The organism is Bradyrhizobium sp. Kon69 (assembly GCF_055807515.1).
The window spans coordinates 79,680-105,378 of the sequence record NZ_JBVVOS010000020.1 but is presented as its reverse complement, the minus strand read 5'-3'; the positions used below and the strand labels follow the sequence as shown (position 1 = coordinate 105,378).

At 64.3% G+C, this 25,699-nt stretch carries 24 protein-coding genes; 9 read left to right on the top strand and 15 right to left on the bottom strand.

Features of this window, described 5'->3' with window-relative positions:
- Positions 1-100: 100 nt before the first annotated feature.
- Positions 101-1,048 (bottom strand): transglycosylase SLT domain-containing protein, encoded by a 948-nt coding sequence (locus AC0L3U_RS25450; protein ID WP_456769876.1) that lies wholly within the window; start codon positions 1,046-1,048, stop codon positions 101-103.
- A 114-nt stretch (positions 1,049-1,162) separates the two neighbouring features.
- Here AC0L3U_RS25450 and AC0L3U_RS25445 point away from each other — a divergent pair, with 114 nt between their 5' ends.
- Positions 1,163-2,215 carry a TRAP transporter substrate-binding protein gene (locus AC0L3U_RS25445; RefSeq protein ID WP_473363657.1) on the top strand — a complete coding sequence of 351 codons (1,053 nt, stop codon included), beginning with the start codon at positions 1,163-1,165 and terminating at the stop codon, positions 2,213-2,215.
- A gap of 55 nt (positions 2,216-2,270) precedes the next feature.
- On the opposite strand, the gene AC0L3U_RS25440 is transcribed toward AC0L3U_RS25445, so the two are convergent.
- Positions 2,271-2,471 carry a hypothetical protein gene (locus tag AC0L3U_RS25440; protein ID WP_106944186.1) on the bottom strand — a complete coding sequence of 67 codons (201 nt, stop codon included), beginning with the start codon at positions 2,469-2,471 and terminating at the stop codon, positions 2,271-2,273.
- A 77-nt stretch (positions 2,472-2,548) separates the two neighbouring features.
- Positions 2,549-2,845 (bottom strand): hypothetical protein, encoded by a 297-nt coding sequence (locus tag AC0L3U_RS25435; RefSeq protein ID WP_473363656.1) that lies wholly within the window; start codon positions 2,843-2,845, stop codon positions 2,549-2,551.
- A 231-nt stretch (positions 2,846-3,076) separates the two neighbouring features.
- On the opposite strand from AC0L3U_RS25435, the gene AC0L3U_RS25430 reads away from it, so the two are divergent.
- Complete coding sequence (locus AC0L3U_RS25430; protein WP_473363655.1) at positions 3,077-3,715, top strand: HAD family hydrolase; 639 nt, start codon at positions 3,077-3,079, stop codon at positions 3,713-3,715.
- 4 nt (positions 3,716-3,719) lie between these two features.
- Here the strand turns inward: AC0L3U_RS25430 and AC0L3U_RS25425 are convergent, their stop codons facing one another.
- Together AC0L3U_RS25425 and AC0L3U_RS25420 are read right to left on the bottom strand one after the other, a co-directional pair.
- Entirely contained in the window at positions 3,720-4,760 is a 1,041-nt protein-coding gene (locus tag AC0L3U_RS25425) for a phenylacetaldoxime dehydratase family protein (protein ID WP_473363654.1), read from the bottom strand.
- A gap of 27 nt (positions 4,761-4,787) precedes the next feature.
- Positions 4,788-5,804, bottom strand: coding sequence for a carbon-nitrogen hydrolase family protein (locus tag AC0L3U_RS25420; RefSeq protein ID WP_473363653.1), 1,017 nt, complete (start codon positions 5,802-5,804; stop codon positions 4,788-4,790).
- Between the two features lie 195 nt (positions 5,805-5,999).
- On the opposite strand from AC0L3U_RS25420, the gene AC0L3U_RS25415 reads away from it, so the two are divergent.
- Positions 6,000-6,956, top strand: a complete 957-nt coding sequence (locus tag AC0L3U_RS25415; protein WP_473363652.1) for an AraC-like ligand-binding domain-containing protein — start codon at positions 6,000-6,002, stop codon at positions 6,954-6,956.
- 24 nt (positions 6,957-6,980) lie between these two features.
- Here the strand turns inward: AC0L3U_RS25415 and AC0L3U_RS25410 are convergent, their stop codons facing one another.
- Both AC0L3U_RS25410 and AC0L3U_RS25405 read right to left on the bottom strand, forming a co-directional pair.
- Positions 6,981-7,883: an amino acid ABC transporter substrate-binding protein gene (locus AC0L3U_RS25410; RefSeq protein WP_473363651.1), complete on the bottom strand. Its 903-nt coding sequence runs from the start codon at positions 7,881-7,883 to the stop codon at positions 6,981-6,983.
- Positions 7,884-7,902: 19 nt separating this feature from the next.
- Positions 7,903-9,225 carry an aspartate aminotransferase family protein gene (locus AC0L3U_RS25405; protein WP_473363650.1) on the bottom strand — a complete coding sequence of 441 codons (1,323 nt, stop codon included), beginning with the start codon at positions 9,223-9,225 and terminating at the stop codon, positions 7,903-7,905.
- 222 nt (positions 9,226-9,447) lie between these two features.
- Between AC0L3U_RS25405 and AC0L3U_RS25400 the strand changes: the two genes are divergently transcribed.
- The 4 genes from AC0L3U_RS25400 to AC0L3U_RS25385 all read left to right on the top strand — a co-directional run bounded on the left by AC0L3U_RS25400 (position 9,448) and on the right by AC0L3U_RS25385 (position 13,313).
- Positions 9,448-10,353: a LysR substrate-binding domain-containing protein gene (locus tag AC0L3U_RS25400; protein ID WP_473363649.1), complete on the top strand. Its 906-nt coding sequence runs from the start codon at positions 9,448-9,450 to the stop codon at positions 10,351-10,353.
- A gap of 117 nt (positions 10,354-10,470) precedes the next feature.
- Positions 10,471-11,496, top strand: a complete 1,026-nt coding sequence (locus tag AC0L3U_RS25395) for an aldo/keto reductase (protein WP_473363648.1) — start codon at positions 10,471-10,473, stop codon at positions 11,494-11,496.
- A gap of 83 nt (positions 11,497-11,579) precedes the next feature.
- Positions 11,580-11,741, top strand: coding sequence for a hypothetical protein (locus AC0L3U_RS25390; protein ID WP_473363647.1), 162 nt, complete (start codon positions 11,580-11,582; stop codon positions 11,739-11,741).
- A gap of 150 nt (positions 11,742-11,891) precedes the next feature.
- Positions 11,892-13,313 (top strand): MFS transporter, encoded by a 1,422-nt coding sequence (locus AC0L3U_RS25385; RefSeq protein ID WP_473363646.1) that lies wholly within the window; start codon positions 11,892-11,894, stop codon positions 13,311-13,313.
- 46 nt (positions 13,314-13,359) lie between these two features.
- Here AC0L3U_RS25385 and AC0L3U_RS25380 read toward each other — a convergent pair whose 3' ends face one another.
- The 3 genes from AC0L3U_RS25380 to clpS form a co-directional block, all read right to left on the bottom strand.
- Positions 13,360-13,905, bottom strand: coding sequence for a cupin domain-containing protein (locus tag AC0L3U_RS25380; protein ID WP_473363645.1), 546 nt, complete (start codon positions 13,903-13,905; stop codon positions 13,360-13,362).
- An 81-nt stretch (positions 13,906-13,986) separates the two neighbouring features.
- Positions 13,987-16,392: an ATP-dependent Clp protease ATP-binding subunit ClpA gene (gene clpA, locus AC0L3U_RS25375; RefSeq protein ID WP_018455181.1), complete on the bottom strand. Its 2,406-nt coding sequence runs from the start codon at positions 16,390-16,392 to the stop codon at positions 13,987-13,989.
- Between the two features lie 293 nt (positions 16,393-16,685).
- Positions 16,686-17,018, bottom strand: coding sequence for an ATP-dependent Clp protease adapter ClpS (clpS, locus tag AC0L3U_RS25370; protein WP_018455182.1), 333 nt, complete (start codon positions 17,016-17,018; stop codon positions 16,686-16,688).
- A gap of 488 nt (positions 17,019-17,506) precedes the next feature.
- Here clpS and AC0L3U_RS25365 point away from each other — a divergent pair, with 488 nt between their 5' ends.
- Positions 17,507-18,805 carry a vWA domain-containing protein gene (locus tag AC0L3U_RS25365; RefSeq protein ID WP_473363644.1) on the top strand — a complete coding sequence of 433 codons (1,299 nt, stop codon included), beginning with the start codon at positions 17,507-17,509 and terminating at the stop codon, positions 18,803-18,805.
- Between the two features lie 74 nt (positions 18,806-18,879).
- Here AC0L3U_RS25365 and AC0L3U_RS25360 read toward each other — a convergent pair whose 3' ends face one another.
- Positions 18,880-19,218, bottom strand: coding sequence for a phasin family protein (locus AC0L3U_RS25360; RefSeq protein ID WP_219684910.1), 339 nt, complete (start codon positions 19,216-19,218; stop codon positions 18,880-18,882).
- Positions 19,219-19,606: 388 nt separating this feature from the next.
- Here AC0L3U_RS25360 and AC0L3U_RS25355 point away from each other — a divergent pair, with 388 nt between their 5' ends.
- The gene (locus AC0L3U_RS25355) at positions 19,607-21,451 is read left to right on the top strand and encodes a serine hydrolase (RefSeq protein WP_473363643.1); all 1,845 of its coding nucleotides are present in this window, start codon (positions 19,607-19,609) and stop codon (positions 21,449-21,451) included.
- Positions 21,452-21,675: 224 nt separating this feature from the next.
- Here AC0L3U_RS25355 and AC0L3U_RS25350 read toward each other — a convergent pair whose 3' ends face one another.
- From AC0L3U_RS25350 to AC0L3U_RS25335, 4 genes are all read right to left on the bottom strand, one after another.
- A complete protein-coding gene (locus AC0L3U_RS25350) occupies positions 21,676-22,401 on the bottom strand; it encodes a DnaJ domain-containing protein (RefSeq protein ID WP_473363642.1) in 726 nt (241 codons plus the stop codon).
- A 69-nt stretch (positions 22,402-22,470) separates the two neighbouring features.
- A complete protein-coding gene (locus tag AC0L3U_RS25345; RefSeq protein WP_473363641.1) occupies positions 22,471-23,220 on the bottom strand; it encodes a vWA domain-containing protein in 750 nt (249 codons plus the stop codon).
- A 120-nt stretch (positions 23,221-23,340) separates the two neighbouring features.
- Positions 23,341-24,201, bottom strand: a complete 861-nt coding sequence (locus tag AC0L3U_RS25340) for an alpha/beta fold hydrolase (protein ID WP_247462698.1) — start codon at positions 24,199-24,201, stop codon at positions 23,341-23,343.
- 344 nt (positions 24,202-24,545) lie between these two features.
- Complete coding sequence (locus AC0L3U_RS25335; RefSeq protein ID WP_018455186.1) at positions 24,546-25,469, bottom strand: division plane positioning ATPase MipZ; 924 nt, start codon at positions 25,467-25,469, stop codon at positions 24,546-24,548.
- Between the last annotated feature and the right edge of the window lie 230 nt (positions 25,470-25,699).

Genomic DNA, 25,699 nt, shown 5'->3' with positions numbered 1-25,699 from the left:
TCTTGGCCGGATGAGGAATCGTGCCCGCATAACGGGGAATACGGCGGCTCGCGTCAAGAAAGCGTGCGGCGGAGCTGGCATGCACGCTGGGACAGGCGCCCTATCCGCTCACACCGCGATTCTTCAGCACGAAGCATGCCCCGCCAGCCTTGCGGATGCGACCGCAGAGTTCATCGGCCTCGCTCCGCGTATCGGCACCGATGCGCACCTGGTAGAAGGCGCGCGTGCCACGGCTGCGCATCACTGAGCTCAGCAGGCTCGGATCACGCTCGCCGATCACGGCGCTCAGCCGCGTGACCGCGCGGGAATACATCGCCAACGCCCGGTTGCGGTCAAAGCCCGCGGCGAGCTGCACGCCCCAGATCTTTGCAGCCGCAAGCTCCACATGCTGCTCGAGCTCGGCGACGAAAGCATTCGGCGCGCGCTTCAACAGCGCCATCAGATCGCGGCAGCTTGTCGGCGGCGCGCTCGGCGGCCCCTTGCCGGTCGCGCCTGCCTTAGCCCAGGCATCGACGCTCGTGCCAGTGATGGCAAGAACGTAATTGCGGGTCTGCTCCGGCATGCCGCCGGTGCCGGCGAGCCATTCCTGCACCCGGCGCGGCCCGGCATTGTAGGCGGCCGCCGCCAAGCCGAGATTGCCGAACTGGTTGCGCAGCTCGTTCAGGAATTCCGCCGACTTCGGCAGCGCCTGCACCGGATTGAAGGGATTGAGCAGCCCGCGCTCGCTCGCGGTGCCCGGCATGAACTGCGCGATCCCCTGCGCGTGTTCCCCGCTGCGCGTCATGGGCCCCACCGCATCGGCCTGGAAGCGGCTCTCCTGCCAGATCACGCGGGCGAAGAACTCCAGCGGCAGATTGGCATCGCGCGCTGCGGCCTCGACGATCAGGCAGATCGATTCCCGCGTGTCGCTCTCGCGCGCATCCGCGGGCTTCGCCGGCGGCGTCGCGAGCTCTTCGACGCTGGGGACAGCGACATCGGTCTTAGCGGGCGAACTGTCCCCCGCCGCGGCCTGGGTCGCCGAGACAAGCAGCGCGGAGATGATGCACATCGCAATCTGCACCCATCGCGTGCAGGCATGGCGGTGGCGCGCCTCGGCGCGGCATGCGACAGTGTGATCTGCCATGTTGTGGCATCGTGCCATGGTTCAACGAGTTGCCAATATATGCTGCCTACCCTGCTTCTCCCAATGCGTTACCCCGCCAAACGGATCCGCGCGATCCTTGTCCTCGCCGCGCTCATCCTGAGCGTCGCGCCAGCCGCCGCCCAGGTGACGTCCCAAGTCGCGTCTCAAGTCACATCCCAGGTCACTTGGCGGATGACCACGGAATACCCCGAGAATAACATCTCCGGGATTGGTCTCTCGACTTTCGCCAGCCGCGTCTCCGACCGTACCCACGGTTTCGTGACCGTGACCAACGCCTTCGACAACCAGCTCAAGATCAACTCGGGCGAGATGCCGCGCGCGGCGCTGGACGGCCGGATCGCGGGCGGTGATGCCTTCGCGGGCGCGCTCTCGGGCCTCGATCCCGTGCTCGGGCTGTCCACCCTGCCCTTCCTGGTGCAATCGGTGGATCTCGCCCGCGCCACCAATCTGCGGGCGCGCCCGCTCTATGAGAAGGCGCTCGCGGCGCGCGGCCTCAAGCTGCTGTATGTGACGATCTGGCCGGCCACGGGCCTCTGGTCGGAGCGGTCGCTTGAAAGTGCCGACGATCTACCGAAACTGAACTTGCGAACCTACGATGCCAATTCCACCGAGGTCATGCGCGCGGCCGGCGCGAACGCGCAATTCCTGCCGATGGACGCGGCGCTCGCCGGACTGAGGGAACATCGGCTGAATGCCTTCCTCACCTCCGGCGACGGCGGCGCGGGGCGCAAATTGTGGGACTTCCTGCCGCATTTCACGGCCATCAATTACGCGATGCCAATCTCGATCGCCTTCGTCCGCAGCGAAGCCTTTGCCGAATTGTCCGAACCGATGCAGCGCGAGGTGCTGGCCGCGGCGGCCGAGACCGAACAGAGCCAGCTCGCGCTACTGACCCACCGCACGATCGAGAACTATGCGCGCATGCGCGACAATGGCGTCCATATCGCCGAGCCGGCACCAGCGTTCCTTGTCACGGAGTTGCGGAAGGCAGCAACGAACGCGATCACCGCCTGGGAAACCCGGGCAGGCGCGGAGGCGACCGCCATCGTCGAATGGGCGAGACAGCAATGAGGGAGCGCTAGCGGCATCAGCAATGTACGCTCCGCTGGTGTCGCTGCTTACTGCCTTAGTTTTTGACCGGAACCGGGATTTCGCCCCGGATGGCGCGGTCGAGGGCATCGATCAGCGCCTGGATCTCGATAAACTTGTTGCGCGCGCGCTCGGCCGTGTCGCGCACAAAGGGAGCGGCCAGCACTTTCGCATGCGCGTCCCTGTCCTCGATCATGCGATCACGGGCCTTCTTCAGAGTTTCAAGTCGCTCGCTCATCCGGCCTCTCCTGAAAAATTGTCTCGATCTCTCGTCCGGGTTCGCCGATCAACGAGAACGCGGCGAACGAGCAACCCTCAACACCCGCGGCAGATGTTCTTCAGCTTCGCTGCGGTTCTGGCCTCTTCCGCCACGAACGGGTCCTTGTAAGCAGCACGGGACCCATCGTTCTCCGCAGCAGCGGGCTTTCTTTCCTTCGGAGGAAACGCAGCATCGTAGCAGGCCAGACGTCCGCTCGTGCTTGCGATCGCCCGGCAGTCCGGTCCTGCCGCGACAGCGCCTTGCGACAGTGTGCCAAGTATCAATATGCCAAGCATCAATGTGACGAGAACCGCTCTCCGGCGGATCCAGTCGACCAGACGAAATCGAGTCATGCACGCTCCTGCTCAGTCGGCGGGAGCGCTGGTGACCCTCAGTCACCGGTCGATGCCAATGGAAGGCGGTGATGGCGCGACTCTACGCTTCCCTCCCGCGAATAGCGAGCTTTAAGGGATACGCGGTATCAGGAAGGCGATTTTCGGCGTGGCAATGGTTGCGCGTTTGCCTTGGTCCGCGGCCTCGTTTAGGTCTGGCATAGACGGCGGTAGCAACACAGGCGCGGCAACATGGTTACAATCTATTTCGACCTTGACGGCACACTGACCGACCCGAAGCCCGGGATCACGCGCTCGATCCAGTACGCCCTGGAGCGGCTCAACATCGCGGTGCCGAGCGAGGACGAGCTGACCTGGTGCATCGGCCCGCCGCTGCATGCCAGCCTGCAAAAGCTCACGGGCAGCGCGGAACTCGCCGACCGGGCGCTGTTGCTCTATCGCGAGCGCTTCAGCGATGTCGGCCTGTTCGAGAACGAAGCCTACGCCGGCATCATGGACACGCTGACAACGCTTGCCGCGACAACACCGCGCATGTTCGTGGCGACCAGCAAGCCCGCGGTCTACGCCACCCGAATCGTCGAGCATTTCGGCCTGAAACCGTATTTCGAGCGCGTGTTCGGCTCCGAGCTCGACGGCACGCGCGTCGACAAACGTGACCTGCTGCGCTACGCGCTCGACGAGGCCAAGGTCGATCCCGCCAGTGCGATCATGATCGGCGACCGCAGCCATGACGTGGTCGGCGCCCGCACCAACGGCATGACCGCGATCGGCGTGCTCTATGGCTACGGCAGCGAGGCCGAGCTGCGGGACGCCGGGGCGCATCACATCTGCGCCGCGCATCCCGAGCTGCTCGGTCATTGCGTGATCTAGCCGATCAAGCGCTGACGGTCTCCACCGCCGCCAGCATGCCGGTCTTGGCGTGACAGTTCAGATATTCGAAGAACTGCTCGTCGGCAGCCGCCACGGTGACCTCGTGGTAGAGCCGCAATTTTGCCGAGGGGCCGAGCGTCGACAGGTATTTCATTGCGGCGCCGAATATCCTGACATGGGTCGGATGCGATTCCGCCCACCGCTCCAGCGCCGCCAGGCTCTTCCACCAGCTTTGACCGTAGGACTTTTCACTCGCGTCCCCACCGGCTGCAAGGACGCGCATGTAACGGTTGGCGTAGCAGCCGATGCCGAGACCGTCATCGCGCAGGAAATCCATGCCCTCGCGCAACACCGGTTCGACGTCGTCGAGATAGAGCTTTCGCTCCGAGGTCTCGGTATCGCTCCAATCCTGGCCTGATCGGATCAGGCAGAGATTGTCGTGCGCCTGCACGCGCAGCCGCGCGCCGTCGCGGATCAATTCGGGATTGCCGCCCGGCGACATTGGATCGGTCTGCGACAGCGGGATGCGGTCACGCATGCCGCCCCAATAGGCGTGCTCCTGCACCTCGCCGCTCATGCCGTCGGCGATAGCGGCGACGCCCTCCGGCCGCCCCAGCGAGGAAAACAGCGTCTCGTGCCGCGCCACAATGGGGCGCAGCACCTCGATGAAAGTGCCGATGCCCTCGGGCTGCGTTCCGGTCCAGACCTCGCGCGCCGGTGTAAACCACTGGTCGAACCGCGCAATGTCGTCCCAATAAGCCACCGAGACGACGTTCTCATAGCCGGCCTGATCAACATATTGCGCCCGGTCCCAATGCGAGGGACCGCCTTCCGCGGCAAACCGCGCCGCGATGTCGGCGAGCGCATCCGTCGCAGCCGCCGGCGCCGTGCCGCGATATTGCAGGCCGAAATAGGCCATCGCGACCCGGTTCACTCCAGGCTTATAGCGCGCCACGAAGGACGGGTATGGCGGCTGGTAATCGTCCGGCACGCGCTTGTGGCGCGTGCGTGGGGTCTCGAGATGCAGAGGAATTGCGGATTCCATGAGCGTGCCTCCCCTCAATTCCGGCGATCAGCTCGCCGCCGCGGCAATGTCCGTGGGCTCGACGGTGTCGACCGGCAGCGCAAACTGCTCGACGCGCTGGTATCGCTTCTTGTTGAGCAGGAGCCGCGTGACGTCGGGGCGCGAATAGTGCCCGGCTGGATCAGCGGCATTCTTGGCGACGCCGATGGCGCCAAGATCGATCTCGGCGATCAAGAGGCCCTCCTGGTCCGGCGCGAGCTTGTCGCCGATCTGGCTGCCGTCGGGACCATAGATCGCAGCGAAGCCACCGCCGGCATGCAACAGCGCGTGCTTGTCCGGCCGGTCACACAGCTCGTCGATCATCGCTTGCGAGACCGTCGCGCAAGGCGCCAGCACGAAGCAGGAGCCCTCCACGGCATAGACGCGCGAGGCGGCGTTGTTCACCTCGGCGCCGAGCGCCGGCGCGAAGGGATCGTAGAGCGAAAAGCTCGGCCAGGCCGCGACATGGACCTGCTCGTTCTGGGCGTACATCGCGTATTTCGACAGCGGTTGGAGATGCTCCCAGCAGCACAGTGCGCCGATGCGGCCGATGTCGGACCGCGCGTGCACGGCGAGATCGCTGCCGTCGCCCTCGCCATAGACCGTGCGCTCGGCATGGGTCGGCCGCAGCTTGCGGCGCTTTGCGATGGTCTCGCCGTCAGGCCCGATCAGCCATTGCGCCAGATAGAGACTGCCGCCGTCGCGCTCGGACAGACCGAGCACGGCGGTGAGCTTGGCCTTGCGCACGGCATCACGCAGCCGCTCGGCCTGCGGACTGTCATAGGACAGCGAATTGTCGAAATAGCGCTGCACAAAGCCGCGACCGATCGCCCAGGCCGGCGAATCCATCCAGATGTGCCAGGGGTAGCCGGGGATGAAGGCTTCCGGAAAGGCGATCAGCTTGGCGCCCTTCTCGGCTGCGTCCCTGATCAGGGCGATTGATTTCTCGATCGAGGCATCGAGATCGAGCCAGGCGGGCGCCGCCTGCACCACCGCGACCTTGTATTTCGGATGTTCGATGCCCATTGCCACCTCCCTTGCCGGTTGATCGGAAGCCAGGTCCGATGCAGTCTATTTGACCAAGCCGGGCGGCGGGCGCTCGACCACGGCGGAACAAAAACTCGACCGGACGGAATCGCCGGCCCGGTACGGGTTTGCCTCCGTCAGTGGGGACCTGCGCCGACACGCGATTTTGCGGGATGTGAAAGGGAGGCTCTGCAGATGCCAATCCAGTTCACCACGGACGACAGCCCAGGCCACCGTCGGCTTGCGCTCTGGCAGGATATCGTCTGCGACGTCTTCGTCGGGCTCGACTGCAGGTCAGATCTTGGCAGCGCCTTTCGCGGCTCGGTCACCCGCGCGCCATTGGGCAAGGCGGAATGCTCCGAGGTCTGCTCCGACCGTCAGCACGTGTTGCGCACGCCCTCGCGCATCGCGCGCTCGGATCAGGATTTCATCCTGATCGCGCTCGGCAATCACGGCACCGGCGCCGTGGTGCAGGACGGCCGCGAGGCCGTAGTGCATCCGGGAGAATTTGCGCTCTATGACACCACCCGTCCCTACGAGCTGAAATTCGATGGCATCTTTACGCAGACCATCTTCAAGGTGCCGCGCGAGATGCTGCAGCGCCGGCTCGGCGCGACTGAAACCCTGACCGCCAGCGCTTTCGGACCGGACTCGCCGCTGCAGAGGATCGCCTACGATTTCATCTACCGGCTCTGCCAGAGCGCGGATCAGATCGATCCGCACCACGCCGCCGCTCTGTCGGAACAGGCCGTCGATGTCCTGGCGATGGCACTGGGCGAGCGGCTGGGCAAGACGCCGCTGCCGTCCTCGACCCATCGCTCCGCCCTGCTCTACCGGCTGAAGGCGCATATCCGGGCTCATCTTGCCGATCCCGATCTCTCGCTGTCCGAGACCGCAGCGGCGCTCGGCATCTCGTCCCGCTATGTCAACGATCTCCTCGCCGACGAGGACACCTCGTTCCAACGCTACGTCCTCGGCGAGCGCCTTGCTCAATGCAGGCGCGACCTCGCCTCCCCCGTGCTCGCGCACCGCCACATCAGCGAGATCGCCTTCGCCTGGGGCTTCAACGACCTCTCGCATTTCGGCCGCGTATTCCGCGAGCATTTCGGGATGTCGCCGCGCGACTTCCGGCAGAGCCAGTCGCGGCATTGACGCAAGGTCTGCCGAGAGCGTCGCCTACGGCACAAGCGCATCGCTGGGAGATGCGACGCGGGCCTTCATCGCTCCGCTCATGGGAAGCTGGAGGTTCTGCCCTTTCGGCGGAATCGGCGACTCGAACCACTTCGCGTAGAGCCTTTCGAATTCACCGGACACCATCTTCTCCTTGATCGCGGCATCGACGACGGCCTTGAACTCGGGATCTTCCCTGCGGGTCATTAGCCCATAGTAAGAAGGCGCGTAGGTGGCCGCCAACATCCGGAAAGCCCTGGGATCGGAGGCGTTCCCGACGAGACCGGCAACCAGGATATCGTCCTCGAACCACGCCGTGGCGCGACCCGTTCCCAGCATGAGGAGCGACTCGGCGTGGTCCTTGGCCTGCACGATCGTCACATTCAGCTTCTGGTCATCGAGGAGCTTCTTGGCGACCCCGAAATTCAGCGAGCCCTGCGTGATGACGACCGTCTGCCCGTCAAGTCCTTTCGGCTCCATCAGCTGCGACGAGGCCGACACCAGCCAGCGCGGCGATGCCACATAGGTCGCAACGGAGAATGCCACCTGTTTTTGCCGTTCGGCCGTATTGGTCGTGCTGCCGCACTCGACGTCGATGGTACTGTTCTGGAGCAGCGGGATGCGATTGGACGCATTCACCGGAACGTATTCGACCTCCAGCTCAAGCCGCTGCAACATGACCTTGACCTTGTCGGCCACTGCGGCACAGAGGTCGAGCGAGAGCCCGGTCGGTTTCTGATCTGCTCCGAGATAGGCGAACGGAATCGACGCCTCGCGGTAGCCGAAGCTGATCTTGCCGACCTCCCTGATCTTTTCCAAAGTCTGACTCGCCGCTTGCGCGGCCCCCATCTCGAGCAGCGCAAGTGATGCGGCGGCAATGGCGAGCTTCGGCGCGTGTACGCGGATCATGTCAGCCTCCAACCAGTTGCTAAGCAGTGGGATTTCGCGACAGCTCGTCGAGACTTTCTCTCAAAGCCCGATCAAGGATCTCAACGGCGCGGTCGATCTCCTCGGTCGAGACGGTCAACGGCGGCGCGATACGCCACACCGATCCGCGCTCGGGGCGACGGCGGATGTTCATGCTCAGCCCGTACTCGAAGCACTTCTTCGTGGTGAGGCCGCCAAGCTGGTGGGCTGGGCGTCGGCTGTTGCGATCGCTGACCAGCTCCACGCCAAGCAGAAGGCCCATGCCCCTGATCTCGCCGATCTGCTCGTATTTCTGCTGGAGCCCTTCGAACCGGCCTCGCAGGTAGGCACCCATCTCGTGGGCGCGTGCGACAAGTTTCTCCTCAGTGATCACGCGCAGCACCGCGAGCCCGACCTCGGCAAGCAAGGGATCGGAGACGTGGCTGGTGTAATAAGTAAAGTGATCCTCCTGGAGCTTGCTCTCGATCGCCTCGGTGGTCGACACCGCCGCAAGCGGAAGCCCACCGCCGAGCGTCTTCGACATCGTCATGATATCCGGAACGACCCCGAAATATTCGGATCCGGTCTTCTTTCCGATACGCCCGAAAGCAGTCTGGGCCTCGTCGAAGATCAGCAGCATGCCGCGCTCATCGGCCGCCTTTCGCAGGGCCTCCATGAACGCCTTCGGCGGCACCAGCACGCCGCCGGCGCTGATCACGGGCTCCGCGATGATCGCAGCACCCCTCCCGCTCGACTGCATGTCGAACATCTTCAGGGCGAGTTCGAGATTGGCGAGCGCAGACTCGTCCTCGCTGCCCTTTGCGATGTAGGGCCGGTAGGCGTTCGGCTCCGGGATGACGAACACGCCGGGCGGCGGCACGCCATATCCCTTGCGGTCGCTCGCCATCGAGACCGAGGCGGCTCCGCCGGTGATGCCGTGCCACGAGCCGCCGAGAACGAGCACCTCGTAGCCGCCGGTGTACATCTTGGCCATCCGGAGCGCGACTTCGGTCGCTTCCGAACCGGTATTGATGAAGATCGAGCGCTTGAGATTGCCGGGCAGCCAATCCCTCGCCAGCACCTGGGCGAGCTCGGCGACCACTTCGGGGATCATCCCGCTGAAGAGATGGAAGGCCTTCTTCCCCGCACTCTCCACCGCCGCGACGATAGCCGGATGGTTGTGGCCGATGGTGGCGCACATCTGGCCCGAGGTGAAATCGAGATAGTCGCGCCCGTCGCTGTCGGTCACGATCGTCCCCTTCGCCGAGGTGAAGAGGTTCGGAAACACGTCTCCGCCATAGCGGACGAGGAATTCGTCGGCGGCCTGTTTCAGCGCTGAAGTCATGGGTTCTCCTCGGGCAAGCGGCATCCGCCGCACAGCCGGTGCGGTGTGGCGATGCACTCGCCGTTGTCGGGTCGGTCTTTTGGGGCACGAAGCTGTTGCTTCAGGGCGTTTGCGGTACAAGAATTGCCTGAGCAACGGATAAATTCGTACCGGGCAGACATGATGGGCGCCAGTTCAAAAAACTCAGCAGCCGATGAGGTGGAGTCAACACCGCGCTCGCGAATGCCGCCGCTCAAGGCGCTGTCGGCATTCGAAGCCGCTTCGCGCCACGGCAGCTTCAGCCGCGCCGCCGAGGAGCTCGGGGTCACACCCTCCGCGATCAGCCACCACATCCAGAAGCTCGAGGACTTCCTCGGCGTTCGTGTTTTTTCGCGGCACGCCGGCCGCGCGGTGCTCACCAATGCCGGCCGCGTCTATGCCGCCGAGATCGAGCGCGCATTCGGAATGATCATGGGCGCGACGCGGCTGGTCGCGCCGCAGTCGCAGCGCAATCATCTGTTCATCGCGAGCGGCCCGAGCTTTGCCGCCAAATGGCTTCAGCCGCGGATCGGGAATTTCATCGGCGAGCATCCGGAGATCGGGATCAGGCTGTCAACTATCGCCGACTTGCGCGACCTCGATACCATTCGCTTCGATCTCGCCATCGCCTATGGACGCCCGCCCGTCCTCAACGACCGGCAGATCGAGCCGCTCCTGGCTGAGCGTCTGCGTCCGCTCTGTAGCCCGCTTTTGATCGAGCAACTCGGACTTCACGAGCCTGGCGATCTTGCCCGGGCCACGTTGATTCATTCGTCGAACGCGCTGACCTGGACCGACTATCTGCGAAAGGTCGTCGGCACGACGATCAAGGCACGCCACGAATTGTGGTTCGATCGGTCCACCATGGCCATCGACGCCGCTGTCGAAGGTCTCGGCGTCGTCCTGGAGAGCGAGATCCTCGCCGCCGACGAGCTGGAAAAGGGCACCTTAGTCGCGCCGTTCCATCAGCCCCAATTCGAGGTCGAGACTGTGTCTTATTATCTCGTGCGATCCTCCGAGGCCAAAGGCCGCAGCCATGTCGACGCGTTCGAAGCCTGGCTGCGCGCGAAGATCACGGCTGCGAATTTGAAGGGGACAATCGTGGCGTAACGCGTGCGGCCCCAGCAGAGCCGCTATGTGAGCACGCAATAGGACACGGCGCGTGCTTGCTCTACCATCCGGCACGGGTCGCGGGGATCAATGAGCGGCCAGCCAAGGAGCATATCGATGGAATACCGACGCTTGGGCCGCTCGGGCCTCATGGTGCCCGCCTTGAGTCTTGGGACCGGTACCTTCGGCGGCGTTGGCCGCCTCGCTGCGTGGGGCACCACTGATGCGACCGAAGCGCGGCGCCTTCTGGATATCTGCCTCGATGCCGGCGTGTCGATGTTCGATACCGCGAACGTCTATTCGCTCGGCGAATCCGAGCGCGTTCTCGGCGAGGCCATCAAGGGCCGCCGCGACAAGGTTTTGGTCTCGACCAAGGCGACGTTCCGTTTCGGCGACGGCCCCAACGACATCGGGTCGTCGCGACAGCATCTGCTCACAGCAATCGATGCTTCGCTGAGCCGGCTCGGCACCGATTACATCGACCTGTTCCAGCTTCACGGCTTCGACGCCTTCACCCCGCCTGAAGAGGTGCTCGCGACACTCGATGTGCTCGTGCGCGCCGGCAAGATCCGCTACGTCGGCGTGTCGAATTTTTCGGGCTGGCACCTGATGAAATCGCTTGGCGTTGCCGACAAGCATGGCTTCCCCCGCTACGTCGCCAACCAGACCTACTATTCACTGATCGGGCGCGACTACGAATGGGAGCTGATGCCGCTCGGCCTCGACCAGGGCCTCGGCGCGGTGGTCTGGTCGCCGCTCGGATGGGGACGCCTCACCGGAAAGATTCGCCGCGGCCAGCCAAAGCCTGAATTGAGCCGCCTGCCCAAGACGGCCGAGTTCGGCCCACCCGTGCCGGACGAGCACGTCTATCGCGTCGTCGATGCGATCGACGAGGTCGCCAAGGAAACGGGCAAGAGCGTCTCGCAGATCGCGCTGAACTGGCTGCTGCAGCGTCCGACCGTCTCGACGCTGATCATCGGCGCGCGCAACGAGACGCAGCTGCGCGAAAATCTCGGCGCGGTCGGCTGGTCGTTGACCAAGGACCAGATCGCAAAGCTCGATGCGGCGAGCAAGGTGACGCTGCCCTATCCCTACTGGCACCAGCGCACAGCCTTCACCGATCGCAATCCGCCGCCGGTGTAGCGACCGCGCGGCGCAGTCCGGCTTGAGCTGCATCAAGCCGGCCCGCGCCGACAGTGGCATCGTGCGCTCCCGCGAGGCTCCCGATGCGCCGATTTGCGATGAAGGCCCTGTTCACCGCTCTCAATCTCAACCGCGCCGAGCGGAGCGGAATCGATTGGGACCGCACCATCCTGATCGTCTCGACCGCGGTGACGATTGGGCTCGTCGCGCTCTATGTGTTTGAGAAGTCGACCTCGCGCTGGTGAGCCCCGCGAAGGCCGTCCCGACCCATGCCCGCGGTGCCGGGAGACCCCGCGCCCGGCGCAGGAACCGTCCGTATCCTGCCGGGTTGCGATGCATCTCGCAATTTCCTAATCCGGAGACGAACCACGGCTCGAATCAAGCACGCCGCCATCATGTCGCCAGGCCTTATGGAGCACGCCGACGGCCTGCCGCAGCCGCAGCGGGGCCAGGCGGTCCTGACCATTGCGCTCGGCATCATCATGGCAGTGGTCGACAGCGCCATCGCCAACGTCGCGCTCCCGACGATCGCGGCCGACCTCGACGCGAGCCCGGCGTTCTCGATCTGGATCGTCAATGGCTACCAGCTCGCGATCACGATCTCGCTGCTGCCGCTGGCTTCGCTCGGCGAGATCGTCGGTTATCGCCGCGTCTATCTGGTCGGGCTGGTGCTGTTCACGCTTGCCTCCGCATTCTGCGCGCTGGCGCACACGCTGCCGCTGCTCACGATTGCACGCATCGTGCAGGGGTTCGGCGCGGCCGGCATCATGAGCGTCAACGCAGCGCTGGTGCGTTTCACTTACCCCCGCAGCCAGCTCGGCCGCGGCATCGGGCTCAATGCCCTCGTCGTCGCCTTCTCGGCCGCGGTCGGTCCGACGTTGGCCGCGGGCATCCTCGCGTTCGGCAGCTGGCCCTGGCTGTTCGCCATCAACGTTCCGCTCGGCGTGGTGACACTGGTGCTGGGCCTGCGCAGCCTGCCGCACACCAGGCCTGCGAGCCATTCCTTCGACTGGCAGAGCGCGGGGCTGTCCGCGATCACTTTCGGCGTCGGCATCGCGGCCGTCGATAGCGTCGGTCATGGCGAAGCCGCGATCACCTGCCTCGTGCAGTTCGCCGTCGCGCTCGTCGCCGGCGCGCTGCTGATCTACCGCGAGACCCACATGGCCTCGCCGCTGCTGCCGATCGACCTGTTGCGCATCCCGGTGTTCGCGCTGTCGATTGCGACCTCGATCGCCTCGTTCTGCGGGCAGATGCTGGCCTTCGTTGCGATCCCCTTCTATCTCCAGAGCCGCTTCGGCTATTCAGCGGTCCATATGGGCCTCTTGATCACGCCGTGGCCCATCGCGGTGGCGTTCGCAGCCCCCCTCGCCGGCCGCCTGGTCGAGCATTATCCGGCCGGCCTGCTCGGCGGCATCGGGCTCACGCTGTTCGCCTGCGGCCTCGCTGCGCTCGCCTTGCTGCCGGCGGCGCCGACGCCGCTCGACGTGATCTGGCGAATGGCGCTGGCCGGCGCCGGCTTCGGCCTGTTCCAGACCCCCAACAACCGCACCATGATCGCAGCCGCCCCGCGCGAGCGTGCCGGCGGCGCCAGCGGCATGCTGGGCACGGCGCGGCTGCTTGGGCAGACCACTGGCGCAGCGCTGGTCGCGCTGTTCCTCGGCCGCTATCCGATCGAGGGAACCAGGATCGCGTTGCTGACCGGCGTCGGCTTCGCGCTCTGCGGCGCGGCGCTGAGCATGTTGCGGCTGTCGCCCGCAGGAGCGCGCGGCGCCGAGCATGTTCGCGTGCAGGACGACCAGCGCCTGCGCGGCGAATAGCGCGCGACCATTTGGGAAGGCCGATTTCGGCTGCGTCCGCCCCTCCTCACATCTTCACCATCTCGGTGCGATATTTCGGCAGCAGTGCTGCGATCAGCTTGCCTTTCTCGGCCATCTCTTCCGGGGTCGGCTTCGGCGGTGGCGATGTGCGGCCTTCGACGGGAAAGCCAACCGCCAGGAAGAATTCGTCCTGTCCCGCTGGCGTGCACATGCAGAGCATGCGGGCCGTCTTGCCGGACACGTTCTTGAACGCGTGCGGCGCGTTGGCCGGAACGTTGACGGTCGAGCCCGCACTTACGGTGTGGGACTTACCGCGAAAGGTGAATTCAAGTTCGCCTTCGAGCAGCGTGAACATTTCCTCGAAATCGTGGCGGTGCGGCGGGGGCCCGCCGCCGGCGGGCACCAGCATGTCGACCAGGCAATAGCGTCCTGCGGTCTGCGCGCCTGACACCAGGACCGTGTAGGTGCCGCCGGCCACGGAGATATGCGGCACGTCAGCGCCGTCGGGATCGGCGACCGTCAGAGCGCGGCCGGGATCGTCGGCGGGGATCGAGGAAGCTGACGACGAGTTTGCAGAAGGCGCGTTGGTCATGTCGGATCTTCTTGCTTATATTTGGCTGCCAATAAGAAAGGCCGGCTTTTCAGCCGGCCTTTTCACTCCATCGCGTGCGGATCAAGCCTTGACCAGCGGGCTCTTGGTCGGCCCCTTCGAGCCGCCGGGGCCACCGGGTTTGGACTTGCCCGGCGGGCGCTTGCGGGCCCCCGGGAGCTTCTCCTGCTTCGGTGTGACCGGACCCTCGACGAACTCGAAGCCGATCTTGTCCTTGGTCTCGTCGGCCTCGTCCTTGACCAGAACGACGCGGACATGGCCGCCGCCCTTGAGCTTGCCGAACAGCACCTCGTCGGCCAACGGCTTCTTGATGTGCTCCTGGATCACGCGAGCCATTGGACGTGCGCCCATCTGCTCGTCGTAACCATGCTTCACCAGCCAGGTCTTGGCGGGGTCGGACAGTTCGATGGTGACATCGCGATCGCCGAGTTGCGCTTCGAGCTGAAGCACGAACTTCTCGACCACCGTACCGATCACCTCGACGCTGAGATGGCCGAACGACACGACGGCATCGAGACGGTTGCGGAATTCCGGCGCGAACTGCCGGTTGATCGCCTCGTGGTCGTCGCCTTCCCGCTTCGAGCGCGTGAAGCCGAACGCCTGCTTGGCGAGATCGGACGCGCCCGCATTCGTGGTCATGATCAGGATCACGTTGCGGAAGTTGACCTGCTTGCCGTTGTGGTCGGTGAGCCGGCCGTGATCCATGATCTGGAGCAGCACGTTGTAGAGATCGGGATGCGCCTTCTCGATCTCGTCCAGCAGCACCACGCAATGCGGATGCTGGTCGACGCCGTCGGTGAGCAGGCCGCCCTGATCGAAGCCGACATAGCCGGGAGGCGCGCCGATCAGGCGCGACACGGTGTGCCGCTCCATGTATTCGGACATGTCGAAGCGCAACAGCTCGACGCCGAGCGACGCCGCGAGCTGTTTCGCGACCTCGGTCTTGCCGACGCCGGTCGGACCCGAGAACAGATAGCAGCCGATCGGCTTCTCCGGCTCGCGCAGGCCGGCTCGCGCCAGCTTGATCGAAGCGGCGAGCGATTCGATCGCCTTGTCCTGACCGAACACGGTGCGCTTCAGGGTCTGCTCGAGATGCTTGAGCACCTCGGCATCGTCCTTCGACACGCTCTTCGGCGGGATCCGCGCCATCGAGGCGATCGTGGTCTCGATCTCCTTGATGCCGATGGTCTTCTTGCGCTTGTTCTCGGCGACCAGCATCTGCGCCGCGCCGGATTCGTCGATCACGTCGATCGCCTTGTCCGGCAGCTTGCGGTCGTGGATGTAGCGCGAAGAGAGCTGCACCGCAGCCTCGATCGCCTCATTGGTGTATTTCAGCCGGTGGTAGTCTTCGAAATACGGCTTGAGGCCCTTGAGGATCGCGATCGCGTCCTCGACCGTCGGCTCGTTGACGTCGATCTTCTGGAAGCGCCGCACCAGCGCGCGGTCCTTCTCGAAGTGCTGCCGGTATTCCTTGTAGGTGGTCGAGCCCATGCAGCGGATGGTGCCGGAAGCGAGCGCGGGCTTGAGCAGGTTCGAGGCATCCATCGCCCCGCCCGAGGTCGCGCCCGCACCGATCACGGTGTGGATCTCGTCGATGAACAGGATGGCGTTGGGATGCGCCTCGAGCTCTTTCAGCACCTGCTTCAGGCGTTCCTCGAAGTCGCCGCGATAGCGCGTACCGGCGAGCAGCGTGCCCATGTCGAGCGAGAACACGGTCGCAGCCGCCAGCACCTCCGGCACCTCGCTGTCGACGATGCGCTTGGCCAGGCCCTCCGCGATCGCGGTCTTGCCGACGCCGGCCTCGCCCACGAACAGCGGATTGTTCTTCTGCCGGCGGCACAGCACCTGGATCGCGCGGTTGATCTCGGAATTGCGTCCGATCACCGGATCGATCTTGCCGTCGCGCGCCTTCTTGTTGAGGTTGACGCAATAGGTCTCGAGCGCCTCGCCCTTCTTCTTGGCGTCCTCGCTGCCCTTGGTCTCGGTCTCCTCGTCGACGCCGCGCACCGGCCGCGCCTCGGAGACGCCCGGCCGCTTCGCGATGCCGTGGCTGATGTAGTTGACGGCGTCGTAGCGCGTCATGTCCTGCTCCTGCAGGAAATACGCGGCATGACTCTCGCGCTCGGCAAAGATCGCGATCAGCACGTTGGCGCCGGTCACCTCTTCGCGACCGGACGACTGCACGTGGATCACCGCGCGCTGGATCACGCGCTGGAAGCCTGCGGTCGGCTTGGCGTCGTCGGCGCCGTCCGTCACCAGGTTCTCGAATTCGGTCTCAAGATAATTGACGAGGCTCGTACGGAGCTTGTCGAGGTCGACGCTACAGGCGCGCATGACGGCGGCTGCATCGGAGTCGTCGATCAGGGAGAGCAAAAGATGCTCGAGCGTCGCGTATTGGTGATGACGCTCGTTTGCGATCGCCAGTGCACGATGCAGGGATTGTTCAAGGCTTTGGGAAAAAGTCGGCATTCGCGTCCTCTATGGCCCCCACCATCATGATCGCCATCGCCCGGTCAGGCAACAACAACCTTTGTCACATATAGTTATACAAGATCGCGGCGAAAGACCGGTTCCGCGACTCAGGCGGCTGCACAGCTGCGGTATTTTTCGATGCAAAACCCGTTCCGGTTTGGGTACGATCGGCACCGGTCCGAAATTCCCTAGTTTTGCCGTCTGCAACGAACATCGCGCGCAGACATCACGCGGCAATCACACTGCGGCATGCACAAGCCGGCTTCGAACGCGCCGTAACGTGTCGTGTCTTACTTCTTTTCCATCACGCATTGCAGCGGATGCTGGTGCTTGCGAGCGAAATCCATCACCTGCGTCACCTTGGTCTCGGCGATCTCGTAGGTGAACACGCCGCACTCCCCGATCCCGTGATGATGAACGTGCAACATGATCTTGGTTGCCGCCTCGGCGTCCTTCTGGAAGAATTTCTCCAGCACATGAACGACGAATTCCATCGGCGTGTAGTCGTCGTTCAGGATCAGCACACGGTACAGGTTCGGCCGTTTGGTCTTCGGCTTGACCTTGGTGATGACAGACGTGTTTGGCGCGGAGGGACCGCCGGAACGGTTCTCGTCGTTGCTCATCTGGGCAGCGTGGGCGGCGGCGGCCGCGGACGGATCTGGTCTGGAAGACAGTTGCGGCATGGCTCAGGCGTTCAAATTCCCCACGGAAGCGTATGACGGTTTGCCGCGCGGCCCCGGCCTTTGGAGCTTCGCACAGGCGCACCGCCTTGTTGGATCGCCGCTTCCAGCCGGTCCGGTCCAAGCCGGATCGGCCTCACCGAATATGGGCCTGCCCCCGGCTCGCCGCAAGCGTGCGACAGCTCGGCCGAGGCGGCCATGGCGGTCCCGATTCCCGGTCCGGGCGATCCTTGCCAAGGTTAATCAATCCGGACTGATTTGACAAAAGCTTCCGCCCCGCCCGTTTAGAAGATGTTGACCAGGAACCCGGCCGGTAACGCGGCTGCGGCGGTTTCGCGCGGGCTATCTCCGGTTTTCTACGGACCAATTTACCCTGCGTTCAACGGCGTGGCGCAAAAACGGGCAAAGTCACAGATTTCCCGGGAATCGTCATGTCTCGCCTGCCATTCGCCAGCCGTATTGGTCGACACCTCGCGCGGTTTGCAGCGGCCGAACAAGGCAATATCGCCGTGATCTTCGCCATCGCGCTGCTCCCGGTTCTAGGCTTCGTCGGAGCTGCAATCGATTACAGCCGCGCGGCCCAGGCTCGTTCCGCAATGCAGGCGGCCCTCGATTCGACCTCGCTGATGGTCTCCAAGGATCTATCGTCCGGCACCATTACGACGTCGCAGATCAGCATCAAGGCGCAGGCTTATTTCAACGCCCTGTTCACCGCCACCAACGCCCTGCCGTCGGTCAGCATCGCGGCCACTTACACCGCAAGCACCAGCATGGGGTCCACCATCCAGGTCACCGGCACCGGCACCTACACGACCACCTTCATGAAGGTCGCAGGCTTCCCGACACTCGACGTCGGCGCAAATTCCACCAGCGCCTGGGGCCTGGTGCGCATGCGCGTGGCCTTAGTGCTCGACAACACGGGGTCGATGGCCGACGACGGCAAGATGGCGGCGATGCAGACCGCCGCGAAGAGCCTGGTCGACCAGCTCAGCCCACTCGCCAAGACCGATGGCGACGTCTACATCTCGATTGTTCCGTTTGCCAAGGATGTCAACGTCGGCGCCAGCAACTACAGCAAGTACTGGGTCGATTTCAGCGAGTGGGACGCGGCCCGCGGCACCAGGTTCGCCAACCACAACACATGGACGGGATGCGTGGTCGACCGCGACCAGGACTACGACACGAAGAACACGACGCCCACGAGCGGCAACGCGGGAACGCAGTTCCCGGCCGAACAGTACTCCTACTGCGACCCCGGCAGTTCGTCCTATCTGCAGCCAATCATGCCGCTGAGCTACGACTGGAGCTTGCTCAAGAGCCGGATCGACGCCATGAAGCCCACCGGCAACACCAACCAGGGCATTGGCCTCGCCTGGGGCTGGATGACGCTGTCGGCTGGCGATCCCATGAACGCGCCGGCCAAGGACCCCAACTACACCTACAAGGATGCGATCGTGCTGCTCTCCGACGGTCTCAACACGCAGAACCGCTGGTACAGCAACGCCTGGCAAATCGACGCGCGGCAGAAGAAGCTGTGCGACAACGCCAAGGCGGCGAACATCACGATCTATACGGTGCAGGTGAACACCGGCAGCGATCCGACGTCCAGCGTGCTGCAATATTGCGCGAGCGGCACCGACAAGTTCTACCTGGTGACGAAGGCAGATCAGACCGTCACGGTGTTCAAGGACATCGGCACGTCGTTGTCCAAGCTGCGCGTAGCGCGCTGAGATCGACACGCCACGACAAACAAAAAAGCCCGGCTGCTTCAGCCGGGCTTTTGATTCCAGGACGTCAGGAAACGTTAGCTGGCGGCCGGAGTGAACTTCGACACGATGGTCTCGACCGGCTTGAAGGCCTGCTTGGCGAGGTCGCCGTAAAGGCCGGCGATCTTCTGCGATTCCGCGACGAAGGACTCGTAGGCGGAACGGGCGAATTCGGTCTGCGCTTCGACGGCCTTGTCCAGCGACTTCACGCCGGAAAGCTTCTCGACGAAGGACTTGGTGTCTTCGAACGACTTCTTGGTGTAGTCGCCATAGGCGCTGGCGATCGCCTGAAGGCCGTGCTGCATCGAGGTCGCGGAGGCGACGTACTGCTCGAAGTGCTCTTTCCCGTAGCCTTGAAAGTCTTCAACCTTGAACATTCGGAATCCTTTTCCCTAGCTCTCGTCGGGAAGCCCCGGCTCCCTGACTCTGCTCACAATTAGTGCAACGCACAAAAAAGTCAACAATTTTGTGCGTCGCACAAAAATGCACGCGAATTTACCGAGATTCCCGGGTTTTCCCGCAAGGGTTCCTTAAGCTTTTGGAAACCGCAGCGCCCTACCTTGATTCCCTGGACGTGTTCAACTTCCACAAGCGGCCAAAAGCCGTTGGAGAACATCACCTTAGCCAGAACAGCGGCTCAGGCCCAACGTCCCCCGCGGCGAACACCTGCGGAGGGACAGCCTGAGCAGGTAATGATCCCGGGTCCCTTGGGCACAATTTCGCCTCACGAGCCGGTGATCAAGTCAGAAACGGGGACGGGGTTTCATGCTTCGTAAAAACTTGTCTTCCTCGCGCTTTGCGCGGGTTGGCGTTTTTGGGCTTCTTGCGGTCACCAGTGCAGTCATCTTCACCACAGATGCTGCCGAGGCGCGGCGCCACCGGCGTCAGTACGTGCACCACCGCGTGCAGCGCGATGTGTCCGAGAGTTCCAGCCCGAAATTCGCGTCGATCATCGTCGACGGCAATTCCGGCTCCGTGCTTCAGGCCACGAGTCCCGACGGGATTCGCCATCCGGCCTCGCTGACCAAGATCATGACGCTCTATCTGCTGTTCGAGCGCCTCGAGTCCGGCAAGATGAAGCTCGACACCGAGATGCCGGTGTCGCAGCACGCCGCCGATCAGGATCCGACCAAGTTGAACCTGCGTGCCGGCCAGACCATTCGCGTCGAGGACGCAATCAAGGGTCTCGTCACCCGCTCCGCCAACGACGCAGCCGTTGTGATCGCGGAAGCGATTGGCGGCGACGAGGACGACTTCGCCCAGATGATGACGCGCAAGGCGCGTTCGCTCGGCATGTCCAGGACGGTTTACCGCAACGCCAACGGTCTTCCCAACGACGAGCAGGTCACGACCGCGCGCGACCAGGCCACGCTCGGCCGCGCCATCCAGGAGCGCTTCCCGCGCTATTATCGCTATTTCGCGACCTCGACGTTCAACTGGCGCGGACAGTCGATCCGGAACCACAATCATCTGCTCGGGAATGTCGAGGGCGTGGACGGCATCAAGACCGGCTACACCCGCGCCTCCGGCTTCAATCTCGTGACCTCGATGCGCCGCGGCAACCGCCACCTGATCGGCGTGGTGCTGGGCGGACGCAGCGGCGGCTCGCGCGACGCCATCATGCGCAACCTGCTCGCGGAGAACCTCGACAAGGCCGCGACCACCCACACCGTCGCCGCGGTCACCGAGCGCAACGGCTCCGACGCCGCTGCCGAAGTCGCCGATGCGTCGGATACCCCGGCCCGCTCCGCTCCGCAGGTTCAGGCTGCCCCTGCTCCCGAAGCAGCGCCGTCGCGTCTCGCCGCGCGCCTGTCGACGCTTGCGGCTGCGACTGCCGCGGTGCCGCCGGCTCAGCCCAGATCCGAAGCCAACAAGCCTGAAGTTCGGTCGACTGAATCCAAGATCGAGCCTGCGCCGCTCACCAATGGCGTGATCTCGAGCCAGCCCCTCTCGATCATCCCCGGCTCGTCCGAGCCGATGAAGCCGGTCCGGGTCAAGACCGTGCAGGTCAAGGCCGGCACCGTGAAGGTCGCCTCCGCCGCCCCGGCTCAGATCGCACCGCAGGTCACGAGCACGATCGCGTCGCGCTCCGACGTCGCCGAGACCTCCGGCGCCGTCGTGGCCCGGGCAGACCTCATCAACAAGCCCGAGGTCGCCAGGCAACCGGAGGCGCCGAAGGCCGAGATCGCCCGTACCGAGCTGCCGCGGCAGCCGGCGGGCTTCGGCACCGGCAATGGCATCCTCGGCGTATTGCCGGCCGCCACCGCCGCCGCACCCGCCCCGGCTGCTACGAAGCTCGCGTCAGCCGACCCGGCGCTGCAGCCGGTCCAGATGAGCGCCACCACGAAGCCGGTCGTCACCCACAGCGGCTGGATCGTCCAGGTCGGCGCGCTCGAGAGCGAGAACGAAGCCCAGCAGCGCATCGACGCGGCGCGCAGCTCGGCTCGCGGCCTGCTCAGCAAGGCCGATCCGTTCACCGAGCCGGTCGTCGCGAAAGACAATCGCAAGCTCTACCGCGCCCGCTTCGCCGGGCTCGACCGCGACCAGGCCGAAGCCGTCTGCCGTACCCTGAAGCGCGCCGATATCTCCTGCATGACCGTCCGCAACTGATCTTTCGCACCGCTCCAATCAAAATGCCCGCGCTTTGCGCGGGCATTTTCATTTTCGGGACGCGGTGACCGACGCGGCTGTTCCACGACAACCTCTCGTCAAGGATTTACGGTTAAAACTTTACGCAAGGGATCGACCACGCCGACAATGGCGGGCATCGGGGCGACGGCAAACAGAGCAAGCGGGGCTCACACGGGACGAGCGTTTGTAGCGTGGTGCCGGAGTTAGCCGTTATGCGTGCGAAGCAGAGTATCCTTGGCCTCGTTTACCCGGGCAGCGAGATACGTCGAGCCCCCCTGGTCGGGATGCAGTTTCTTCATCAGGGACTTGTGAGCCCGGCTGATGTCGTCACGCCCCGCCCCCGGCTGCAGGCCAAGGATCTGATAGGCCTCCTCCGTCGTCATTTTGCCGGTCGCCACCGTGCGGCGCTGCCACCCTGCCGCGTCGCCCTGCGCGTTCTGACGCCAAGCGGGAAACCGGCGGTCCAGATAGCTTTCAAGTAGGGCCACGCTCTCGGCGTCGAACGCCGGGACCATTGCCAGCAGGGCCGCGAGATCGAACTCATCGAGATCGCGCCCGGCGTGAGGCCCGGCGACGATCCGGCCTCCGAGCTGGCCGGAATCGTGATCGAGCCGCATATCCAGGAATTGCGAGCGCACGCGCGAGGCCTGACCAGCCGGGCGCGTCGCGGCCCCGCCGAACAGCCCGCCGATATTGCCGAAGCCGGCGTTTGCCATCGGTGTCCAGCCCAGGAGCCCGGCGCCGAATATCCCGAGCGGGATCGCCACCACCAGTTCGCCCTTCAATCCCGTGAACGCTGCGACAGCAAGCGCGACCACGCCGCCACCGAACCTGATCGCGCGTGCCAACACGGCCGGATTGGCCGAACGGAACATCTGGAGCAGCAGATAAAGGGTGATAACAGCGATAGCACCGGCAATCAGGGTCATGGCCGGAATATAGTCGGCCTATCGCCAAAAAGCATCGAGTCCTTGGCCCCCGCCGACCGCGCGCCACCGCTACTTCATCTGACCGATCAGCCTGGCCGCGCCACTGGCGGTCTTCGCCAATTGCAACAGCGCCTCGCGTCCGCCGGCCGCGTAGGCGGCGGCTGCGCGCAACAGCTCCCGCAACTGCGCCGCCGCGCCCGGATCGAACCGGCACCAGGCGCCGCCGGTCAGGCGCGCGATCTCGCGAAAGGCCTGCTCAGCCACCGCGTCATGGCCTTCCTGAAATACGAACACAGGCACCTTGAGCATGCCGAGCTCGCCTGCCTTGGCGCAGAGCTCGTCGACGTTCTCCTCCATGGCGTCGCCGACGAAGACGACGGCGCGCACGCCGGATGCGACCGCCTCGCGCCGCGCCTCGCTCAGGACCTTGCCGATCTGGGTGTCGCCGCCACGGCAATCGATCTTGCCCATCAGCGTCGCAAGCCTGGCGGTGTCGGAGATCCATCCCGTGGCGCGGCACTCGTTGAAGCCGCGATAGTAGACGAGCCGGATGTCGAGACTGCCGAGCGCGGCGGTCTCACGGAACATGTCGGCCTGAAGCGCGCAGGCCATGTCCCAGGTCGGCTGCCGGCTCATCGTAGCATCCAGCGCGAAGATCAGCCGCCCTTTCGCACCGGGTGCATGCGGTGACAGCGCGCGCGCGTTTGCGACGAAGGCGGCGATGTCCTCGGAGGTCGAGGTCCCCGCCTGCGGCACAGCGCCGCCTGGTTGCGCCGAGACGGCATCGCGGCCGCGCGGTTTGATAGGTTCGCCCGACATCCGTTGACCCTGCGTGAGCGGCTAATGTGGTCAGCGCATGCGGCCCGGTCAATGTGCAAAGCCCCCGCAGGTGGAAGCCGGCGGAGGCTTTGAAAATCGGTATCGACGACGAGGACGGCGTCAGCTCTTGGCAGGCGCCATCAACGCGACCGGCCCGGGCTCGAGAATCTTGGGCGGGGACGATTGCGTGTCGACCGGTGCCACTTCGCTGTCGGTCGCGCTCAGGAATTTGTCGAGCATGCCCTGGATCGAGTTCTTGGCAGCGTCCGGACCGGTGTCGCGCATGTCGTTGTGCTGGAATTCGGTCTTCACGACCTGGATGCCGGCCTTCTCGCATTCCTCGTCGGTCGGGATCACGCCCGCATCGGCCTTGAACTGCGGATCGGTGGAGCGGAACGACAGGATCTTGAACTTGCCGGCGGTGACGAAGGGCACGCGAAGATTGTCGAGCGTGACGACCTTCTTGACCTCATCCGGATACTGCTTGGCGAAATACATCGTGATGTCGCCGCCCATGGAGTGGCCGACCATCGTCACCTTGTCGTAGTCGGCGTTGGGCTGAACCTTCCTCATCTCCTGCATGGCGAGATGGATGTTGGCCACGCCGCGCAGGATCTGCGGCAGCCGGCCGACATAGATCTCGCCGGGCTTGGTCACCATCGGAGGATCGGTCGGCAAATCATGCTGCGGGCTGACGACGAGGTAGCCGCGCGCAGCGAAAATGTTGGCGAGGAAGCCGTACTCGGTGTTCTTGACGGTGTTGCCGTGGTTGATCACGGCGACCGGCATCGTGATCATGCCGGCATTGGCCTGCATTTCCTTGTCACGACGGATCGCGATATCGACGGGCACCGCACGGTTGTCGCGCGAGGCATCGTAGAAGGTGATGGTCTCGTGCCTGATTGCCCACTTGCTCGCCGTGAAATAGGCGACGCCACAGAGGGCACTGACCGAAACCAGAACGGCAATTCCACGCTTCATTTTCGTCCTCAGCCTCAGGCTCTTGCGGCCTGAATCCCTGTTGAAAATCGTGTTCTTCCGGAGCTCTTCGGCCCCTGGTCGCCTATTCCCTAATATATGTCACAGCCGCGTGACAGGAAGGCTAAATATTGTGAACCATCAGCCCTTTCATTGTGCGGCGCACACGTTTGTTGGGCACCTCGCTCTCATACGGCTACGTCAGGGTGCACGTCACCTTCCGACGCAACCTGTCTCGATCGGGTTCAATTTTGCAGTAAACGCGGGGTGAAAACGGTTGATCGCGGGCTCGGTTCCCACGGGAACCGGCCGCTTTGATCGACTGGAAGTAGCGCTATACCGCTGCCTCAGGCGCCGAGGATGTCATGGACCTCGAGCGGCTTGTCGACCTGGTTGAACCACTCGGCGCGGTTGGCCGCGCGGCGGCGTCCGCGTTCGTCGAGCGGAAGCTTGAGCTGGCGGAGCAGGCTCGTCACCTCCTCCCGCGCGGTGAGATGGCCGAGATTGGGCCGCATGCCGAGTGTGGCCTCGTCGATCTCGTCCAGCGCGGTCAGGCCGCGCGGGAAGAACTCGCGATAGACGACGCGTTCGGCGAAGCCGTCGACGTAGCGGAAGCCGAGCCGCAGCGACAAATCCTTCAACCCATCGGCAACCAGCTGCTTGTTGCGGGAGCCGAGCATCGACAGGCGGTTGCGCACCACGATCCAGTCGGTGGTCGCGCCGTCGAGCTGGCGGCGCTTGCGCCTGACATCCCGCACCATCTCGGCGTAGTGGCTCTCGCCCGTCACCGCGTAATTTGCGGGGTCGACGGTGCCGAGCACATCGAAATCGAGAAAGCTGTCGTTGATCGGGGTCACCAGCGTGTCGGCCATCGAGTGCGCAAGCCGCATCAAATAGCTGTCGGTGCCGGGCGTATCGATGACGATGAAGTCGAAGCTGCTCTCGACCGCCGAGACCGCCTCCATGAACTGAAGGAACTCCGAATTCTCGTTCTCGGCGACCTGCATGGTCTCGCCGAGCTTGATGCAGCGATGCAGCGGCAGTTCGAGGTCGAGCTTGGTGCGGCGCGCCCAGGCGGAACGGTTGTTGATGTAGTGAGTAAAGCTCTGCTGACGGCAATCGAGGTCGATGGTGGCGACACGCTGGCCGGCTTTCAGAAGCGCGACTGCGATGTGCAGGGCGGTCGTCGACTTGCCGGAGCCGCCCTTCTCGTTACCGAGCACGACAACATGCGCCGAGCCGGACTGGCCTTGGCTAGCTTGCACAAGCATCGCGATCCTCAACACCCCTAACGAATATCTTCGAGTTGGCCGCGTCTGCGGTCAAGTGAAATGCGTGACAGGCAATACAAATCGCGGCGCGCCGTCCTTCACCATGAATCACCGCACCGCTTCGCGTCTGTGATCCAGCCCACAATGTCGCGACCTCTTGCGCGGCTTTGCGCGGGATGCTGTGCCGCATCCGGATGCGTGGCGTCCACGGTCGCCGCTTGTTAAGGTTA